Annotated in this window: 12 protein-coding genes; 11 read left to right on the top strand and 1 reads right to left on the bottom strand. The window is 32.7% G+C overall.

The window, feature by feature from the left end:
• Positions 1 to 163: 163 nt before the first annotated feature.
• The 9 genes from GN157_RS14875 to GN157_RS14835 all read left to right on the top strand — a co-directional run bounded on the left by GN157_RS14875 (position 164) and on the right by GN157_RS14835 (position 17,218).
• A complete protein-coding gene (locus tag GN157_RS14875; protein ID WP_157484289.1) occupies positions 164 to 550 on the top strand; it encodes a plasmid mobilization protein in 387 nt (128 codons plus the stop codon).
• A gap of 8 nt (positions 551 to 558) precedes the next feature.
• Positions 559 to 1,239, top strand: coding sequence for a hypothetical protein (locus tag GN157_RS14870; RefSeq protein WP_157484288.1), 681 nt, complete (start codon positions 559 to 561; stop codon positions 1,237 to 1,239).
• A 155-nt stretch (positions 1,240 to 1,394) separates the two neighbouring features.
• Positions 1,395 to 3,743, top strand: coding sequence for a type I restriction-modification system subunit M (locus GN157_RS14865; RefSeq protein WP_157484287.1), 2,349 nt, complete (start codon positions 1,395 to 1,397; stop codon positions 3,741 to 3,743).
• 3 nt (positions 3,744 to 3,746) lie between these two features.
• Positions 3,747 to 5,057: a restriction endonuclease subunit S gene (locus GN157_RS14860; RefSeq protein WP_157484286.1), complete on the top strand. Its 1,311-nt coding sequence runs from the start codon at positions 3,747 to 3,749 to the stop codon at positions 5,055 to 5,057.
• Between the two features lies 1 nt (position 5,058).
• Positions 5,059 to 9,501: a DUF3883 domain-containing protein gene (locus GN157_RS14855; protein ID WP_157484285.1), complete on the top strand. Its 4,443-nt coding sequence runs from the start codon at positions 5,059 to 5,061 to the stop codon at positions 9,499 to 9,501.
• A gap of 10 nt (positions 9,502 to 9,511) precedes the next feature.
• On the top strand, positions 9,512 to 12,547 hold the full coding sequence (locus GN157_RS14850) for a type I restriction endonuclease subunit R (protein WP_157484284.1): 3,036 nt from the start codon (positions 9,512 to 9,514) through the stop codon (positions 12,545 to 12,547).
• 166 nt (positions 12,548 to 12,713) lie between these two features.
• Complete coding sequence (locus GN157_RS14845) at positions 12,714 to 13,382, top strand: hypothetical protein (RefSeq protein ID WP_157484283.1); 669 nt, start codon at positions 12,714 to 12,716, stop codon at positions 13,380 to 13,382.
• Positions 13,383 to 13,494: 112 nt separating this feature from the next.
• Positions 13,495 to 14,247 (top strand): LytR/AlgR family response regulator transcription factor, encoded by a 753-nt coding sequence (locus GN157_RS14840; protein WP_197429470.1) that lies wholly within the window; start codon positions 13,495 to 13,497, stop codon positions 14,245 to 14,247.
• Positions 14,231 to 17,218: a sensor histidine kinase gene (locus GN157_RS14835; RefSeq protein WP_157484282.1), complete on the top strand. Its 2,988-nt coding sequence runs from the start codon at positions 14,231 to 14,233 to the stop codon at positions 17,216 to 17,218. The genes GN157_RS14840 and GN157_RS14835 overlap by 17 nt, the downstream gene beginning before the upstream one ends.
• A gap of 240 nt (positions 17,219 to 17,458) precedes the next feature.
• On the opposite strand, the gene GN157_RS18015 is transcribed toward GN157_RS14835, so the two are convergent.
• Positions 17,459 to 17,584, bottom strand: a complete 126-nt coding sequence (locus GN157_RS18015) for a hypothetical protein (protein WP_262884930.1) — start codon at positions 17,582 to 17,584, stop codon at positions 17,459 to 17,461.
• 20 nt (positions 17,585 to 17,604) lie between these two features.
• Between GN157_RS18015 and GN157_RS14825 the strand changes: the two genes are divergently transcribed.
• Positions 17,605 to 17,781 (top strand): hypothetical protein, encoded by a 177-nt coding sequence (locus GN157_RS14825; RefSeq protein ID WP_157484280.1) that lies wholly within the window; start codon positions 17,605 to 17,607, stop codon positions 17,779 to 17,781.
• 9 nt (positions 17,782 to 17,790) lie between these two features.
• The gene (locus tag GN157_RS14820; protein ID WP_157484279.1) at positions 17,791 to 18,222 is read left to right on the top strand and encodes a hypothetical protein; all 432 of its coding nucleotides are present in this window, start codon (positions 17,791 to 17,793) and stop codon (positions 18,220 to 18,222) included.
• Positions 18,223 to 18,224: the final 2 nt, after the last annotated feature.

Raw genomic sequence — 18,224 nt, 5'->3', positions numbered from 1 at the left:
ATTAGCGTAAAGCATAGAAAAGGCTGCGGTCGATTGCCTTGTCTGCGGCAATGGCAAGATGTCCCGTTGTCGGACAACGGCATCTTGCCGCCCATTCCTCGGAACTCGGGGGCGGGGGGACACTGCTATGCTTTAAAGCTGTTGAACCAATGAAGAGGATATTATGGAGACTGAAAACAACAACCGCAAGAGGCGTATCCATGTGCGCCTTACCGAAAAGGAATTCACCACACTTGAAAGCCGCTGCAAAAACACGACCTGCCGCAGTGTAAGCGAGTATGTAAGGTATTGCCTTTTCAGCAAACCGATTACTACAATCACAAGAAATACTTCAACCGATGAAGCCATTATTCAAATGAGCTATCTGAACCGTGAACTGAATGCTATCGGCAGTAACTTTAACCAGCTGGTAAGAAGAGTAAATGCGACTTCACAAGCCACCGAAATAAAGGGATTGCTTTTACTTTTTGAGAACCAGAAGAAAGCAATGTTTCCGCAAGAGTCCAGTATAGTAAAATTGAAACAAAAAAAGCAATTGAAAATGTTCTAAATTTTGTGGTGAAAAATTACAAGTATACAAGCCTTGCGGAACTGAATGCCGTGCTGAAACTTTACAATATTGAAGCGGATAAAGGAAAAGAAAATTCAAGGGTTGCGAAACATAACGGATTATTATACCATACACTCGATGAAAAAGGAAATCGTGTGGGTGTTCCCATAAAGGCAAGCAGGTTTTATGACAAGCCAACAATGAAGAGCCTGGAGAAGAAATTTGCAGTTAATGAAATCAAACGGCAGTCGGATAAGTCCAGGATCAAAAATGTAATTGACACAGTTTTCCTAAAGAACAATATTATCATCCTACCTCAGCTTATAAAGCAACTACAAAAGGAAGGGATTGATACAGTTCTTCGACAGAATGAGGTAGGGCTGATATATGGTGTGACTTTTGTTGATCATAAAACAAAGAGTGTCTTTAATGGAAGCAGTGTTGGGAAGGAGTATAGCGCGAAGGGATTGCAGGGTAGGTGCAATGCTAATCAAGATAAAAAGACTGCTGAAGACGAGAAAGTTGCTATTTCAAGACAAGAACTTATAGAAGTACTCCAAGAGTATAAAGACAAATTTCAATTTAATGAACTGCCTAAGTTTATTGATTTATTGATGAAATCGGAAAATGATTATCAGTGTGTTCCTAAAGAGTTTAAAAGGCGAAGAAAGAAAAAGGATTTAAGATGATAATTCAGTGAATTTCATTATTCAGAAGGAATTAATTTTCCCACGAATAATTTTTAAAACTTGATAATTAGTAAACCCTCTTGACTGCTAAATCTTTTACATATGATCGATCGTAAAACCTTATATTTGGGATTTCAACAGATTATTATATAATAATGGATCATACCGTACACAATAAATTAGTTTCTTTTATTTGGTCTATTGCAGACGACTGCCTTAGAGATGTTTACGTTCGTGGCAAGTACCGCGATGTTATTTTACCAATGGTTGTATTGCGCCGCTTAGATGCCTTACTTGAACCTACTAAAGAAGCTGTTCTGGAAGAGTTAGCTTTCCAACGCGATGAAGCTGGATTTACCGAATGGGATGACAAAGGCTTTACCGATGTAACCGGTTATGTGTTTTACAATACCAGCGAGTGGACTTTACAAAGATTACACAATACCACCACCAATAGCCAGCAGCTGTTATTGGCTAATTTTGAAGACTACCTGAGTGGGTTTAGTTTTAATGTGAAGGAAATCATTGAGAAGTTTAATTTAAAGTCTCAAATCCGCCATATGGCAGGGAAAGATGTTTTATATGATGTTCTGGGCAAATTTACTTCTCCCGATATTAACCTTACGCCTTTTGAAAAATTCGATTCAAACGGTAAAAAGCTCCCGGCGCTAACCAACTTAGGGATGGGATATGTTTTCGAAGAATTGATACGTAAATTCAACGAAGAAAACAATGAAGAAGCCGGGGAGCACTTTACCCCACGCGAGGTAATCGACTTGATGACGCACATTATTTTCGATCCGATAAAAAACAATTTACCGCCGGTTATGACTATTTATGACCCGGCCTGCGGTAGTGGTGGTATGTTAACCGAGTCGCAAAACTTCATTGTAGATCCCGATGGAGAAATTAAGGCCGTTAATTCTGATGTATATTTGTTTGGAAAGGAGATTAACGATGAAACCTATGCTATCTGTAAATCAGATATGATGATTAAAGGTAATAATCCTGAGAACATCCGCGTAGGCTCTACTTTATCGACCGATGAATTTGCCGGGCAGTATTTCGATTTTATGTTGTCTAATCCGCCTTATGGTAAATCATGGGCAAGTGAACAGAAATATATTAAAGACGGAAAAGAGGTTATTGACTCTCGTTTCAAAATCCGTTTAAAAAATTATTGGGGCGTTGAGGAAGATGCCGACGCTACCCCTCGATCTTCGGATGGGCAGTTGCTATTCCTAATGGAAATGGTAAACAAAATGAAACCCCTTTCAAAAAATAACCTGGGTTCGCGTATAGCTTCCGTTCATAACGGAAGTTCATTATTTACAGGAGATGCAGGCGGTGGCGAAAGCAACATCCGTCGTCATATTATTGAAAACGATTGGTTAGAAGCCATTGTACAGTTGCCAAACAACTTGTTTTACAATACCGGCATTACCACCTATATCTGGATTTTATCCAACAACAAAGCTGCTAACCGTAAAGGTAAAGTACAATTGATTGATGCCGGACAAATGTACCGCAAACTGCGCAAGAACTTAGGAAACAAAAACTGTGAGTTAGCACCCGAACATATTACCGACATTGTTAAAAATTACACCGAGTTGGCTGCGGTAGAAAGAACTACCGAAGATAGTATCGCCTCAAAAGTATTTGATAATGCCGATTTTGGGTATTACAAAGTTACTATAGAACGACCGAAACGTTTAAAAGCCCAATTTACAGCGGAACGAATTGCCGATTTGCGTTTTGATAAAAGCTTGAAAGGTGTAATGCAGCAAGTATACGCTAACTATGCTAAGAAAGTATATGAGGATTTAAGAGCTTACAAAAAAGAAATTTTAGACTGGGCTGAAAAAGAAGGTTTCGATTTGAATAAAAAGCAGGAGGAAACGCTTTTAAAGAAAGAAACCTGGACAAAACAATTAGCTATATTAGAAACGGCGACCATATTGCTTAATAAGCTGGGAAACCAAAAATACAATGATTTTAATATATTTAAAACTGAGGTTGACGACGTTTTAAAGAAAGAAAAAATAAAACTAAGTGCTACAGAGAAAAACCAAATCTTAAACACTGTTAGCTGGTACGATGAAACAGCCGAGAAAGTAATAAAAACCACCGTAAAATTATCGGGTGAAAAGCTTGATCAATTGCTTTACCAATTAGACTGTGCTGTTGAAGACCTGCCGAATTATGGCTATTACCCAACAGCTAAAAAAGGTGAATTTGTTACTTATGAAACCGACAGCGATTTACGCGATACTGAAAACGTACCGCTTAAAGAAAACATTTATGAGTATTTCTTGAAAGAAGTACAACCCCATGTAGCCGAAGCCTGGATTAACCTGGAGGCTACCAAGATAGGCTACGAAATCTCGTTTAATAAATACTTCTACCAGCATAAGGCATTACGTTCGTTAGAAGAAGTAACAGCCGATATTTTAGCACTGGAAAAACAAAGCGATGGTTTAATTCACGAAATATTAAATTTTTAGGCTATGGTAGAGATAAATAATAGCTACGAAGTTTATAAAGATTCGGGAGTAGAATGGTTAGGAGAAATTCCTGAGCATTGGGAGGTAGTACCAGGTTTTAGTTTCATTTTTGAAAATAAAGAGAAAAATACTGGTATGAAAAGAAATACAGTATTATCGTTAAGTTATGGAAACATTAGAGTCAAAGGAGATAATGAATTAACGGGATTAGTTCCAGAATCTTTTGAAACGTACCAATTTGTAAATAAAGGAGATTTAATTTTTAGGCCAACTGATTTACAAAATGATACAGTTAGTTTAAGAAGTTCGATTTCCGAATTTGAAGGGATTATTACCAATGCATACTTAAATTTAAGGTTTAAATCAAAAGCGAGTCCAAAGTTTTTCCATTACTTTTTCAGGGCGATTGATAACAATAAAATTATTTATGGTTTAGGATCTGGCTTAAGGCAAAACATAAGTTATCTTGATTTTAGAAGATTTCGATTTCCTTTCCCCCCACTCAAGGAACAAACCGCCATTGCTAACTTCCTAGACGACAAGACCGCTAAAATAGAACAGGCCATTGCCATTAAAGAGCAACAAATAACCTTACTGAAAGAGCGTAAGCAAATCATTATTCAGGAAGCCGTAACCAAAGGTTTGGATAAAACGGTTAAAATGAAAGACAGTGGTGTGGAATGGATTGGGACGATACCGGAGCATTGGGAGGTGAAGAGGTTGAAGTACATATTGAAATCACAAGGCCGTATAGGATTTAAAGGTTACACAACGAGTGACTTAGTAGATGAAGGTCATGGAGCTCTAGCATTAGGAGCTACGCACATGAATTGGGATGGGAGCATCATTCTTGATGAACCAGTATTTATATCTTGGAAAAAATATTATGAATCACCTGAAATAATGGTAAGAAAAGATAATATATTGATTGTTCAAAGAGGCTCTACTTGTGGAAAAGTGGCCTTAGTTGATAAAGATTTTGGACCAACCACTATAAACCCTAGTTTAGTTCTGTTAAAAGAAATTAGAGAAAATTCGGATTTTGTATTTCTAGGAATTAAAGTTGTGTTAAGTGGGATACTTAATATTGTAAGTAATACAGCTATTCCAATGTTGAGTCAATTTCAAATAAACAATATTCAAATTGCAATTCCTACTACAAATGAGCAAATTACGATTGTGAATTACGTAAAAAAACAATCCAACAAATTTGATCAAGCGATTTCCATTAAAGAACAGGAAATAGAGAAATTAAAGGAATATAAAGTGAGTTTGATAGATGCGGTGGTAACGGGTAAGGTGAAAGTGTGCTGATATGAGAAAGTTTGTCGAGCAACTAAAAAAGGATAAAACTGAGATTTATGTAAAAGACTATCATGAAATGGTAGCGGCTTTTAATAGAGAAAACTCAACAACTTCGGGTTATAATGGAAGACAAATTTTAGAATTATTACAAAATTGTGACGACCAAAAATCTGAAAGTGTTTTAATTGAATTGGATATTGAGAATAATATTTTGAATATAGCAAATCAAGGAGTACCCTTTTCAGAAGATGGATATCGTTCACTTGCTACAAGTGATTTATCTTCTAAAATCGATAAAACGCAATACATAGGAAATAAAGGGCTTGGTTTTCGCTCTATATTAAATTGGGTAACAGAAGTCAATATTTTTAGTAATGGTTTAAAAGTTTCTTACTCTGAAGAAATTAAAGAAAATGCATTTTCAACTTTATTTGATGAAGATAAGCAAAAGGAAATTCGTGAAAAATATAGATTATCAAATTCAATTTATCCATTACCCATCTTATCAGTGCCTAACTGTATAGAAACAGATGAATTCGAAGTGTTTGCAACTGTAATTTCATTACACTTTAAGGCTGATGTTTTAAAAGATATTAATGACCAAATAAGAAAAATAAATGCTGAGACTATTTTATTTCTTCATCATATTAAGAATATAAAATTTAAAGGATTTGCATTTAAAAAAGATATTTATATTGAAAGAGATATTCATCAATTAGCAAAAGGAAGTATTCAAAACATTTCAAGTGAAGAGGAAATTTGGGATATCTTTCAAGACGAAAATAAACTACCTGATGAATTTAAAACCAATGAAGGATTAATTGAAAATTATCAAATAAGAATTGCCGTACCAAGGGTTAAACCCAAAACTAATTACTACTTATATTCATTTTTTTCAACCAATATTGTTTTACATTTCCCTTATATAATCCATGCTACTTTTGATTTAGACCAAAATAGAAAGCATTTAGCAAACTCTAAGAAAAATAAAATCGTAATTGAGAAACTTACACAATTAATGTGTAAAATGGCTTTGTACAAAGCAGAAGAAAAAGTTGATTGGTCTGCATATTTATTATTACAATACAATTCAGAAAATGAGAATTTAAAAGATTTAAATTTTTATGATAAACTAAATGTAATTCTTAAAAATGAAAAGATAATACCTTGTGTTAGTAATGAATACCATTCTTTAGAGAACACGGTATTTATAGATAATGAATTTTCAAAGTTATTGAAATCAGAGGATGGAGGAAGTGTATTTCAAAAGCACATTCAATCCTTAGACCCTTTGGTTAAATTTGATTTGTTAAAACCAAAATATAATGCTTACCTACGTTTTGTAGATTTAATTGAAAAATGGAGTTTATCGATTACTGATAATAAATTTAGAGCTAGATTAATAAAGTATTTAGTAACCAGAAATATTAGTAAAAATAAAACAGATATCTTTAATATTTTTATTAACGATAAAGGAGATGTAATCGAAAAACAAAACGAAATCTTTACCCATTTAAATGATGACTATGTTATTCCTGATTACTGTTTGATAGACGTTATTAGTCCAACTCTTTTTAATGATTTAATTATTGAATTTAATATTAATGAAAGCTCTAAAAAAGATAGAGCTAGAACTTTACAAACTAAATTAAAGCACATAGGTAATATTCACTCCTTTGAATCGCTTCCATTAGCTCATAAAATTGTAAACAATACAAATCATTATATAATTGAAAAACCTGATTTAAGTGTTGATACTGTTAAAAAAATGCTTATAGCATTGTTTCACAATTTTGATCCTGAAACTACATATACTTCTATTGACATACAAAATGTCCCAATAATTGACAAAGACCAAAATGTTACAATTTCGTCTTTAGTTTACTTTTCGGATTTTTATTTTCAAGGACAATTATGTAGAGATATTTTTGGGGAAATTCATAATAGTAGAACACATATTGCAAATCCTGTTGATTTAGGACTTAATGTAGTCGATACAAATCATTTAGAAACTTTTCTAAATTGGCTTGGTGTAAATCAATTTGTAAAATATTCAAAATTTAATATTTCTAATCATCATCATCCATATGTTGTAAGAACAGTTGGGTATGTACCAACAACAGTAAATGTTCAAGTTTCAGATTTTTTGCAAAGAGAGGAAATATTAAAAAAAATAACTCCTGAGCAATTTTTATTATGGGTTATTAAAGATCTAAGATTATCAAATAATCTCAATCGAATTGAAAAAAAACACGGTGAAGTCGTTAATTATAAATATCATAGCCAACATAGAAAAACATCTAACAAAAGTTATCTTTATGAATTAATAGAAAATAATTTTTACAATTTTAGTAATCATTTATTAGACAATACATTCAAATCAATTAATGAAATTGAAATCAATTATGGAAGTGAATTATTTAAAAAATATGAAATTAAAAGAAGGGACATAGATGACACTTTAAAATTGTTAGGAGCGGTTACCGATTTTAATGATTTATCAATTGAACGTGTTCAAGAAATATTAGAAAAGTTAAACATCATTTATGAAAATGGTAGAAACACTTCTGCTTATTATAGACGAGCATATTTGCATTTTGAAGAAAATGGTAAGCGCTTAACCAAGAGTTTAAAGCTTTTTGCTCGAGATGATATGGGACTTAGATTGTATAATCAAGAAGAAATTTATTTTAGTGATAAAGTAAATATTCCAAGTAAATTACGTGCAGCATATCCTGTATTCAATTTTCCAAAAAGGTCTGGAGGTAAAAAAGCAATTGATTTTTTCAGAATAAATGATCTATCAGAAATTAAAATTAACTTAGAAAGTTATAAAAATCAAGAACTAACAACAAAATTGCTTTCTGAATTTTTAATGGAATTATATCCTTACATATTGATTTACAGAATAAATGCTTTGGATAATGAAAAATCAAAACATAATGACGCTAGTAAGCTTCAAAAAATAAAAATTCATGTATGTACAGAGGTTATTACTAAAGTTGAAAGTAACCTTTATCCTTTGCAAGATTACGAATTTATCTTTTTAGAAGATTCTGGTTATTTCCTTAAACTTCCTGATGGTATTAGTTTTGAAAGTATCCGAAACCATTCAAGTTTTAAAGATGCTATTTCTGAAATATTATCTCATTTGTTTGATGTTTCAGGTCACAAAGCGGACTTTAGGTCTATATTATCTACAGATTTTAATGATGTTAAACATTTAACAAAAGTTAATTTTGGAGACGATTTATTAGATGAAACATTAAAAATATTAGGTTTTTCAAACTCTGAAATTAATTTTTGGTCGAATATATACCGTTTGAAAGGAAAAGAATTGACTTTTAAAGAAGAAAATATTTTGGAGATAAATCAAATAAATGAAGATTTGGTAATATCAATAGATTCACCTTTACCAAATTATGATTTTATAAACGATAAAATTAATTATACATATTTAAATCTTTTATTTTCGGATTTAAGTATTAGTATTAGGGAATTCAATGAATATAGCATTAATCAAATTGATTTGTACGATTTTCATCTTAATAGTTTAATAAACTTATTTATCAATAAGTTTAATATTTTCAAACAATCATTGCATTGTAATTCAGTGACATTTGATTCGCAAAAAGAATTCCTTCAAAGGCTTCACGATTATGAAGTTAAACAAATCAATTATATAGAAAATATATCATTAGAAAATAGATATGTGTTTGCAATTGCTAAAAATGAATGCTTTGAGAATTTTATAAAAAAAGAATTTAAAGGAATTGATTTGATTGACAGAAGTAAGTTTATTGACATTGAAAACATTTATAATTTAAATAAATCAAATCTTGACTATACCTTAATGGAAATTGTCGAAAAACATACTGAACTAAAGAGTTTATTACACTTTGAAATTGAAATTGACAAACTAAAAAAATTTATTTTTAGTAAAATTATTACTCCAAAAATTGAACCTGTTAAAAGTACCAGTGACGAGAGAAAAGAAATTTTTAATGAAAAAAGAATAAATTCATTTAAAACAAAAAAATGGACAGGTTATAAAAATAGGAAAGATATTTTTAACCCTAATAATAATACTTCACTGAGTTATAATTTTCAAACAGGGAAAACTTCTGAGGAAAAAGTATATCATCATTTATGTTCAAAATATGGAAATGATTATGTGCATTATAAGGCAAAGGAAGACGAAGGATTACATTATGACATAAGATATAGCCCTGACAAAGGTGAACATTATAAATATGTTGAAGTAAAAACCTTTTCTACTGATAATTTTATAATATCAAGAGAAGAATATGAATTTGGAAAAGAAAAAAAAGAATTTTACGAAATTTGGTTAGTAAGAAATAATGATTTAATAATTTTTAATGAAAATCTCGAAGAAATTGATTTAGTTGTAAAAGATTATTACGTTGCTTTCTCAAATTTAGAAATAGTTTAAAAACTTAATTATGCCTAGCCAAACCAACGAACAAGCCTTAGAAGCAGCCATAGAAAAAATACTAACCGGAACTTCTTTAGAAGAACTCAAACAAGAAGGAAACCTTAACGAACGTAGAGAATTATACCGTTCGGGTAAAGGTTATTATATTGGTTATCCGTCTGATTTCAATGTAAAATACGCATTGGATGAAGAGCGTTTTTGGCACTTTCTGGAAAGTACGCAGGCAGAGGAGTTAGCGAAGCTGCAAAAGCAATCGGATTGGAAGCTAAAAATCCTGGAGCGTTTTGATCGCTTGATAAAGAAATACGGTGTCCTTCGTTTGCTTAAAAAAGGCTTGGAAGTTGACGATGCACATCTTACGTTGCTCTATGTGGCACCGCTGGCAAGTAGCAGTCAAGCAATCAAAGATAACTTTGAAAAAAACGAGTTTTCTGTAACACGACAATTAAGATATTCAAATGCAAACCCATTAGAGGAAATCGATATGGTGTTCTTCATCAACGGTATTCCTTTTGCTACTATGGAACTCAAGAACCACTGGACGGGTCAGAATGCCAAAGTCCATGGGATAAATCAATACAAATTTAAAAGAGATACAACCCAGCCTTTGTTGAATTTTGGGCGATGTATTGTACACTTTGCAGTAGATACTGATGAAGCTTACATGACCACTAAACTCGATGGGGCTAATACTTTTTTCCTGCCATTCAATTTAGGGAACAACAACGGCAAAGGAAACCCATCTAATCCATTCGGGCATAAAACTGCCTATTTATGGGACGAAGTATTTACGCGAGACAGTATTGCTAATATTATACAGCATTTTGTGCGTCTTGACGGTAAAGAGAATGAACCTCTAAGCAAAAAAACACTCTATTTTCCGCGTTACCACCAAATGGATGTTGTACGCAAATTGGTACGTCACGTGAGTATCAATGGAACAGGACAAACCTATTTGATACAGCATTCAGCAGGTTCTGGTAAATCCAACTCTATTACTTGGTCGGCATATCAATTAATCGAAACTTACCCGGTGAATGAAAATACGCCGGGAAGCAAAGGCATTGCAAATCCTTTGTTTGATTCGGTAATTGTTGTAACCGACCGTCGTATCTTAGACAAACAGCTGCGCGACAATATCAAAGATTTTTCAGAAGTAAAAAACATTGTTGCACCGGCCTTATCATCAAGAGAATTACGCCAAGCCTTAGAGGCAGGTAAAAAAATCATTATAACCACAATTCAAAAGTTTCCATTCATCATTGATGGGATCTCCGATTTGAGCACAAAAAACTTTGCAGTTATCATTGACGAAGCGCATAGTAGTCAAGGCGGAACGACATCTGACAAAATGAATCAGGCTATGGGGAATCTGCCTTCAGAAGAAGATACAGAAGACGCTCAAGATAAAATACTAGCCGCGATGCAATCGCGAAAGATGAGAGGTAATGCCTCATATTTTGCGTTTACTGCTACACCGAAAAACAGTACCTTAGAAAAGTTTGGAAGCAAACAAACCGATGGTAGTTATCAGCCATTTCACCTTTATTCAATGAAACAAGCCATTGAAGAGGGGTTTATCTTAGATGTGCTGGCCAATTATACTACGTATCGTAGTTATTATGAAATTTCAAAATCTATTGAAGACAATCCACTTTTTGATACAACTAAGGCTCAAAAAAAGCTAAGAGCCTTTGTTGAACGTGATCCCAGAACCATCGCTACCAAAGCTGAAATAATGCTTGACCACTTTACGACCCATGTGGTGAATAAAAAGTTGCTTAAAGGAAAAGCAAAAGGAATGGTGGTTACACAAAGTATCGAATCTGCTATTAACTATTATCTGGCTATCAAAGAAATTCTTAAAGCGAAAGGCAATCCTTTTGATGTAGTGATTGCATTTTCAGGTACAAAAAAAATTAATGGTATTGAATATACTGAAGATGGTTTAAATGGATTTGCTGAAAAAGATACCAAAGATAAATTCGATGAGGATCAATATCGTTTATTGGTAGTTGCCAATAAATACCTCACAGGCTTCGACCAACCTAAACTCACTGCAATGTATGTAGATAAAAAGCTACAGGGAGTATTAGCGGTTCAAGCTTTATCACGCCTCAATCGCTCTGCAAATAAGTTAGGTAAACGAACAGAGGATTTATTTGTGTTAGATTTCTTCAACTCTACCGAAGAAATTAAAAACGCCTTTGATCCTTTTTATACTTCAACAACATTAAGCGGTGCTACCGATGTAAACGTCTTACATGAACTCAAGGCTTCATTGGATGATGTAGGTGTTTACGAAAGCTATGAAGTAGAGGATTTTGTCTTAAAATATTTTGACAGGGTAGATGCTCAGTTTTTGAGTCCAATAATAGATACAGCAGCTCAACGTTTCAATCACGATTTGGAATTAGAAGATGCCCAAAAAGCCGATTTTAAAATTAAGGCAAAGCAGTTTGTCAAAATTTACGGACAAATGGCTTCCATTTTATCCTTCGAAATGCTTTCTTGGGAAAAGCTATATTGGTTTTTAAAATTCTTAATACCAAAACTTATCGTAGCTGATCCAGATGCTGCCATTGATGGCTTACTAGATACTGTAGATTTAGCTACTTATGGTTTAGAACGTGTAACACTAAATTCATCGATTAGTTTAGATGATTCTGATACCTTATTAGACCCTCAAAATCCAAATCCGCGTGGAGCTCACGGCAAAGACGAGGAAGAAGACCCTTTGGATCTAATCGTCAAAAGTTTCAACGAACGCTGGTTTCAGGGCTGGGAAGCTACTCCTGAAGATCAAAGAGTAAAATTTATTTCTTTAAGTAAAATGATGATGGCTCATCCCGATTTTCAAACAAAAGTAGCAGACAATCCGGACGCTTCAACTCAAGAATTAGCCTTTTATAAAATATTTGATGATGTGATGGCTAAACAACGTAAAAATGAATTGGATTTATACCGTTTAATAGCAAAAGACGATTCCTTTAAACAGGCTTTTATAGATACTATGAAAAGAATGGTAGGCGTTCATCGCTAATTTGGTTGAATTGCAAAAATCCCTAGTTTGTGCAATTAGATAGGACGATTGCAAAATTTATGTCCTCAATGACAGTTACAACAATACAAAATTAGAAATAGGCATTGCAGGAAGAAACAACCGTAGACTTGTTAAACCGGCTAGTTTAGAATATAAAAATACAAAAATGCAAATCTTAGGGTATTCAGAACGCGGTATAATTAATTCATTAATATTCTCCATCGGGGAGGATAAAAGGCTAATGGATAAATTTATAGACCTGATAGGCATACCCGCACTAAAAGGAGTACAAGCTCAAGATTACACCATTTTATTAGAGCAATCATTTTCGAGGTTTGGTGATTCTGATTTGGTTATTATCACTGAACATGAAAATCCAAAGCATAGAAAGGTTTTTTTTATAGAAGGTAAGGTAAAAACTTCACAGAGTAAAAAATGGTCTCTATCTAAACAGTTTGAAAATTATGAAAGAAAAGAGAAATACTCCGGCTCGTCATCTAATTTGTTTTTTCAGTTACATTTGAAGAAATTATTATTTGACAATTGCGCTTCAAAAGATTTTGGTTTAGGTATTCAAGAGCCAAGGTATAAAGAGAACAGAAAAATCGGTATGAACAAAGTAGTGCTTAAAGCTGTTAAATTGTTGCTTGACTGTCGGGAAGCGTATTATATTGGACTTATTCCTACTGATCAAACATGTATTGATAAATTTGAGATTAAAACAGAATTTGATATTCATTTTCTTTCCTGGGGAAAAATTCATGATTTTTGTAAAGACCATAAACTAAAAAAAGTGGTTGAGATTTTTGATTATAACGAGGGCCAAATTTATTAATATTAGTATTAAATACTACCTTACGATTGGAGTTTCTACATTTGACTGGAGTAATTTATTTGTCCTATTAAGATGTAAACAATTAACTTTGATAGTATGAACAAATGTGTACATGATGAACATCAAGGTAATTATAGTAGAAGACGAAAGTAAAGCAGGTAATGTTTTAAATCAAAGTTTAAAATCTTACGCAAATGCAACAGTACAAGTAATGGCTATTTGTCCGTCAGTAAATAAAGCAGTTGCTGCAATTAAGACCTATCGTCCTGATATCGTATTTTTGGATATACAACTTAGGCAAGAAAATGGTTTTGACTTGCTTAAACACTTCGTGAATCCTGATTTTGAACTAATATTTACAACAGCATTTCAGGAATATGCAATTAAGGCTATAAAAGCTAGCGCTATAGATTATTTGTTGAAGCCGATAGATATAGACGATCTTTTTTTAGCATTAGACAGGTTTGTTGAAAATAAAGACAGAAAGCTTAATTATGACAAATTTAGAATACTGGCAGAAAATATAAGCAATCAGATTACAGGCCAACAGAAGCTTGTATTTCCTTCTAAAAACGGAATGGAGATACTTTCTGATAATGAAATTCTGTTTTGTAAATCTGATGGTGCCTATAGTTTTATATATACAATTTACAAAGACAGCTACGTTTCAAAGTCTTTAGGGGAGCTTCAAAAGATGTTATCGGAGCAAAACTTTTTACGAATCCATAAAAGTTATCTTGTTAACCGCAATTTTATACGTTCTTTTTCTTCTGAAGGATTAATAAACCTAGCTAATGGGGCTGAATTACCTGTTTCAGAAAATTATTATACTAAGAAATCTTTAATGGATGCAATTTCGACTTAGCTCCCTGTTTTATCTTCTTGTTTTATTTTGTGCAAACTGTTTTTCACAACAGAAGCCGGTACGACATTATACAACAAATGACGGTTTACAAAACAATGCCGTAAGAACTCTTTTTTTAGACAGTAAAGGTACATTATGGGCAGGTACAGAAAATGGAATTTCGTATTTAGTAAATGGGACTTTTAAAAACATTACCTCTGCAAATGGATTGGGGTTTGATAATTGCTGGGCTATTACCGAAGACAACAACCACAATCTGTGGTTTGGTAGCTATGACGATAATGGCGGGGTAAGTTGTTTTAATGGAAAAACCTTCAGACGTTTTACTACAAAAAATGGTCTTGCCAATAACCGTATCCGAAAATTGCTATGTTTTGATGGTTTTATGTATGTAGGTACAGAAACTGGGGTATCTGTCATTAATCTAAAGACCTGGAAGGTAACAACCTTGCCCGGTGCTGAGCCACATAAAGGAGTTTTTATTGTTACAGATTTTATGACAATTAATAACACAGTTTACTTTAGTGCTGTTAACGAGGGCATTTATAAAATAGAAAGAGATAGAATTGTTAAGGTAATTTCCCATAGTAATATATATAGTATGGCCTGTATAAATGACAAAATTTACTGTAGCAATAAAGATAATCTTGATATTATAACTGTTAATGACTTTTTAAAGGGAGAAAAAAAAATATCTTCTGTTAAAAGTTCAATTTTATGGGACTTCGTCAAAGGAGAAGATGATAAAATATACGCAGCTGGTTGGGGAGTTTTTAAACCAATTGGAGGGCTCTATACTGTTAATGGAGATAAAATTACTAATGTGTCAAATGAATATGGAATCACTAGTAAAGGATTGTTAAGTGTGATTTATGATGTTGAAAAAAAGATTCTTTACTGTGGTTCTAAGGACAAAGGGATTTATGCTGTCAACCTAGAAAATATTATAAATTATTGTAGCCATAATCAGAAGCCTGTTGTTTCAATAGCTGAATTTCAGGATAATATCGCTATCCTTGCTGCTGATGGTTTAAAAGTTCAGGATAAGAATAATAAAACATTAAAATTACTCACTCTATCACAGTTTAAAAATTTTCAACAGCGATACATTTCTGGTGGAAGTCCGTTACCTAACTATGCTGATGGCTATTATGAGCTTGATTATAATATTACGGCTAGAGATATAATCTTTTATGAAATCCTAAAAGGAAATGAATACTTATTAATTAATTCTAATATAGGTGTTTTTAAAATAGATAAGGAGCTTAAAATTACAGCATATTTACCTGTTCATAGTTATAAAATTGGTTTTACACCGCAAGAAGAACTAATTGAAACAATTCCCTATGCAGGTGTACACGTGTATGCTGATGCTTTTTATTCTTTGAAAAATAATTGGTTTTTAGAAAGTGACCCAAACACGCCTTTGGATGTTGTATCAATTCTGCATACAAAGACTAAAACATATTTAGCATCAATATTCAAAGGTCTCTATGTTTACGACAGGTATGGTTTTACGTCATGTCTTGAAAATGGGACATTTAAAGAACCTAAGCTAAAGTTTATTACTAAAAATGATAAAGACAATTTAATAATAGCTACTGAATACGGCGATATTTATAAAGTAACAGAGAAAAAAGGAATTTTTGAAATCAATGAAAAAATAGACCGAAACAGGCTTTACGGTAGAACTATAAGTTTTATTGAGTGTTACAAAAATGTGCTAATTATAGGTACAGAACTGGGAATTAATATTTTCAAGGGAGACAGTGTTCAGCTTATAAATACCGAACAAGGATTTGTAAATAAAGATGTAAAATCTTCAGCAATAATTGACGGGGTTTTATGGTTAGGTACAAATAAAGGATATTATAAAATTAAGTTAGATAGTTTTATAAAAGACTTACCTACAGTAAATCGAATAGATATTGAAAACCTTAAAATAAATAATGTACCATTCAAGCCTGATCAATGGTATCAGAACGTAATATACTCTCCATTAAGTTTAGCCTACACAGAAAACACACTTGAATTCAGTTTGAATCCCTCGGGTCATAAGTATGCCGAAAAATTACGATACAGATTTCGCTTACAGGAGGGTGGCAACTGGAGCCCCTATTCAAATAAGCCTCTTATTTATTTACCTTATTTACCTTCAGGAAATTATGAGCCAGAAGTAGAAGTAATGGATTTGTATTCGGGTAAGATTTCAAGATTTGGATTACCATTAATAAATATTGCTCTTCCTTTTTGGAAACAGATTTGGTTCGTTATAGTTTTAATAAGTGTATTAATACTGATTTCACTGCTTATTTATTATTATAAGCGTAAGCAAATTATTCAAAAAGCGCTGGTTGAACGCCGATTGTCTGAGACTAGGCATGAAGCGTTAATTGCTCAAATGAATCCTCATTTTACATTTAATGCAATGAATGCTATTCAAAATTATATCATAGAAAAGGATACGCAAAACTCCCTGAGATATATAGGTAAACTTGCAAAACTAATGCGGACTAACCTTGAGAATTCCAGAAGAAAGAGCATTAACTTAGAAGATGAAATAGCATATTTAGAGAATTATATCACTATCGAAAATATCAGGTTTGATAATTTTATCACCTATTTCATTGATGTTGACCCAGAAATTGATTTGTATAATTTTTACATCCCGGCAATGCTACTTCAACCTTTCATAGAGAATGTTTTTGTACATGCTTTTAATGATATCCACAGTTCGCCACATTTCATTATATCCTTAAAAAAAATTTCTAATGAAGTTGTGCGCTGCACAATTTCCGATAATGGAAATGGTTATAAAAACAGTAATACAAATAAACTTCATTCCTCTAAAAGTACTTTAATAGTTCGAGAACGTTTAGAATTACTACAACCTGAATTAAAAGATGCATTAAAAATTAAGTTTTCAATCACAGGGACAGAAGTTGTACTACTTTTAAAAAACATTTCATAAACTAAAAATAGGTCTTTATTTGCTATTTGGCCTCTCTTGTAAAAAAGTAACAATCTTACTCTGTATCATCGGTATTTTTGAATAAATAATTTTAACAAACTAACCAATGGTCAATTATTACTGTGAGTACTGCGGTACAAAATCATCTTCTATTAATTCTCTTACTGCTGGCAGCTGTATTCGTCATCCTGAAGGCAAAGGAAGGCACAAACTTTATGAAGGTTCAGAGAAGTCTAAATATCAATGTAAATACTGTGGTACTTCGGCATCTTCAATTTCTTCGTTAACCGCAGGAACCTGTATAAGGCATCCTAAAGGAAGTGTTAAAGGGAAACATTCACCAACATTGTAAAAATAGAACTTCAATTTAATTAATTTATATACTCATGAGCGATAATAACGATTTAAAAAACGGAGCTGCTTTTACAGGTGTTGGCGCAGCTGTAGGTACTATCGGTGCAGCAATAGCAGGAACAGCATTAGCAGCACCGGCAGCAATTGGCGGGGGAGCCTGTCTATTAATTTACGGAATTGTAAAACTTGTAAAAGACAATAAAAAGTAGCACCCTAAAATGAGTAATGCTGTTACGCAAAAAGAAATTGAGGATGTAAACTCATTTCTACAAAACATAAAAGAAGTAGCTTCAATAAACCAGCAAAGCATAGACTCCGTAAATAATGGAGTAATGCAAATTGGAAATATCTATTTAGAATCCAAAAGGCTAGACATTCGAAATGCAGAACTTAATAATGAATTAGCTCGAATTCTATCGGAATTCAAGCTCAAGCAAGGAGTCTTAAATCTAATCTTTTCTGAACGAGGAAGAATTATTGATAAGCATTTTGAAGTTATTGATAAAGGGCTTCGTGAAGGGAATGATGCACTTATATTACAAGGCTTAAGAGGTGCAAGCGAATTTGTTATGAAAAACCCATTAGAAGATTTTGATAACTTTAAAAAAGCTATACTTGATAAAAATACTCCCTTAGAACTGGATTTTTAAAT

This window comes from Flavobacterium rakeshii, assembly GCF_009741375.1.
Lineage (GTDB): Bacteria > Bacteroidota > Bacteroidia > Flavobacteriales > Flavobacteriaceae > Flavobacterium > Flavobacterium rakeshii.
This window is presented reverse-complemented; position numbering and strand designations above follow the sequence as displayed.

Excerpts from the sequence above, each read along its gene's own strand:
- GN157_RS14875 (WP_157484289.1), top strand. The coding sequence starts at position 164 with ATGGAGACTGAAAACAACAACCGCAAGAGGCGTATCCATGTGCGCCTT.
- GN157_RS14865 (WP_157484287.1), top strand. The coding sequence starts at position 1,395 with ATGGATCATACCGTACACAATAAATTAGTTTCTTTTATTTGGTCTATT.
- GN157_RS14860 (WP_157484286.1), top strand. The coding sequence starts at position 3,747 with ATGGTAGAGATAAATAATAGCTACGAAGTTTATAAAGATTCGGGAGTA.
- GN157_RS14855 (WP_157484285.1), top strand. The coding sequence starts at position 5,059 with ATGAGAAAGTTTGTCGAGCAACTAAAAAAGGATAAAACTGAGATTTAT.
- GN157_RS14850 (WP_157484284.1), top strand. The coding sequence starts at position 9,512 with ATGCCTAGCCAAACCAACGAACAAGCCTTAGAAGCAGCCATAGAAAAA.
- GN157_RS14845 (WP_157484283.1), top strand. The coding sequence starts at position 12,714 with ATGCAAATCTTAGGGTATTCAGAACGCGGTATAATTAATTCATTAATA.
- GN157_RS14840 (WP_197429470.1), top strand. The coding sequence starts at position 13,495 with ATGATGAACATCAAGGTAATTATAGTAGAAGACGAAAGTAAAGCAGGT.
- GN157_RS14835 (WP_157484282.1), top strand. The coding sequence starts at position 14,231 with ATGCAATTTCGACTTAGCTCCCTGTTTTATCTTCTTGTTTTATTTTGT.
- GN157_RS14825 (WP_157484280.1), top strand. The coding sequence starts at position 17,605 with ATGAGCGATAATAACGATTTAAAAAACGGAGCTGCTTTTACAGGTGTT.
- GN157_RS14820 (WP_157484279.1), top strand. The coding sequence starts at position 17,791 with ATGAGTAATGCTGTTACGCAAAAAGAAATTGAGGATGTAAACTCATTT.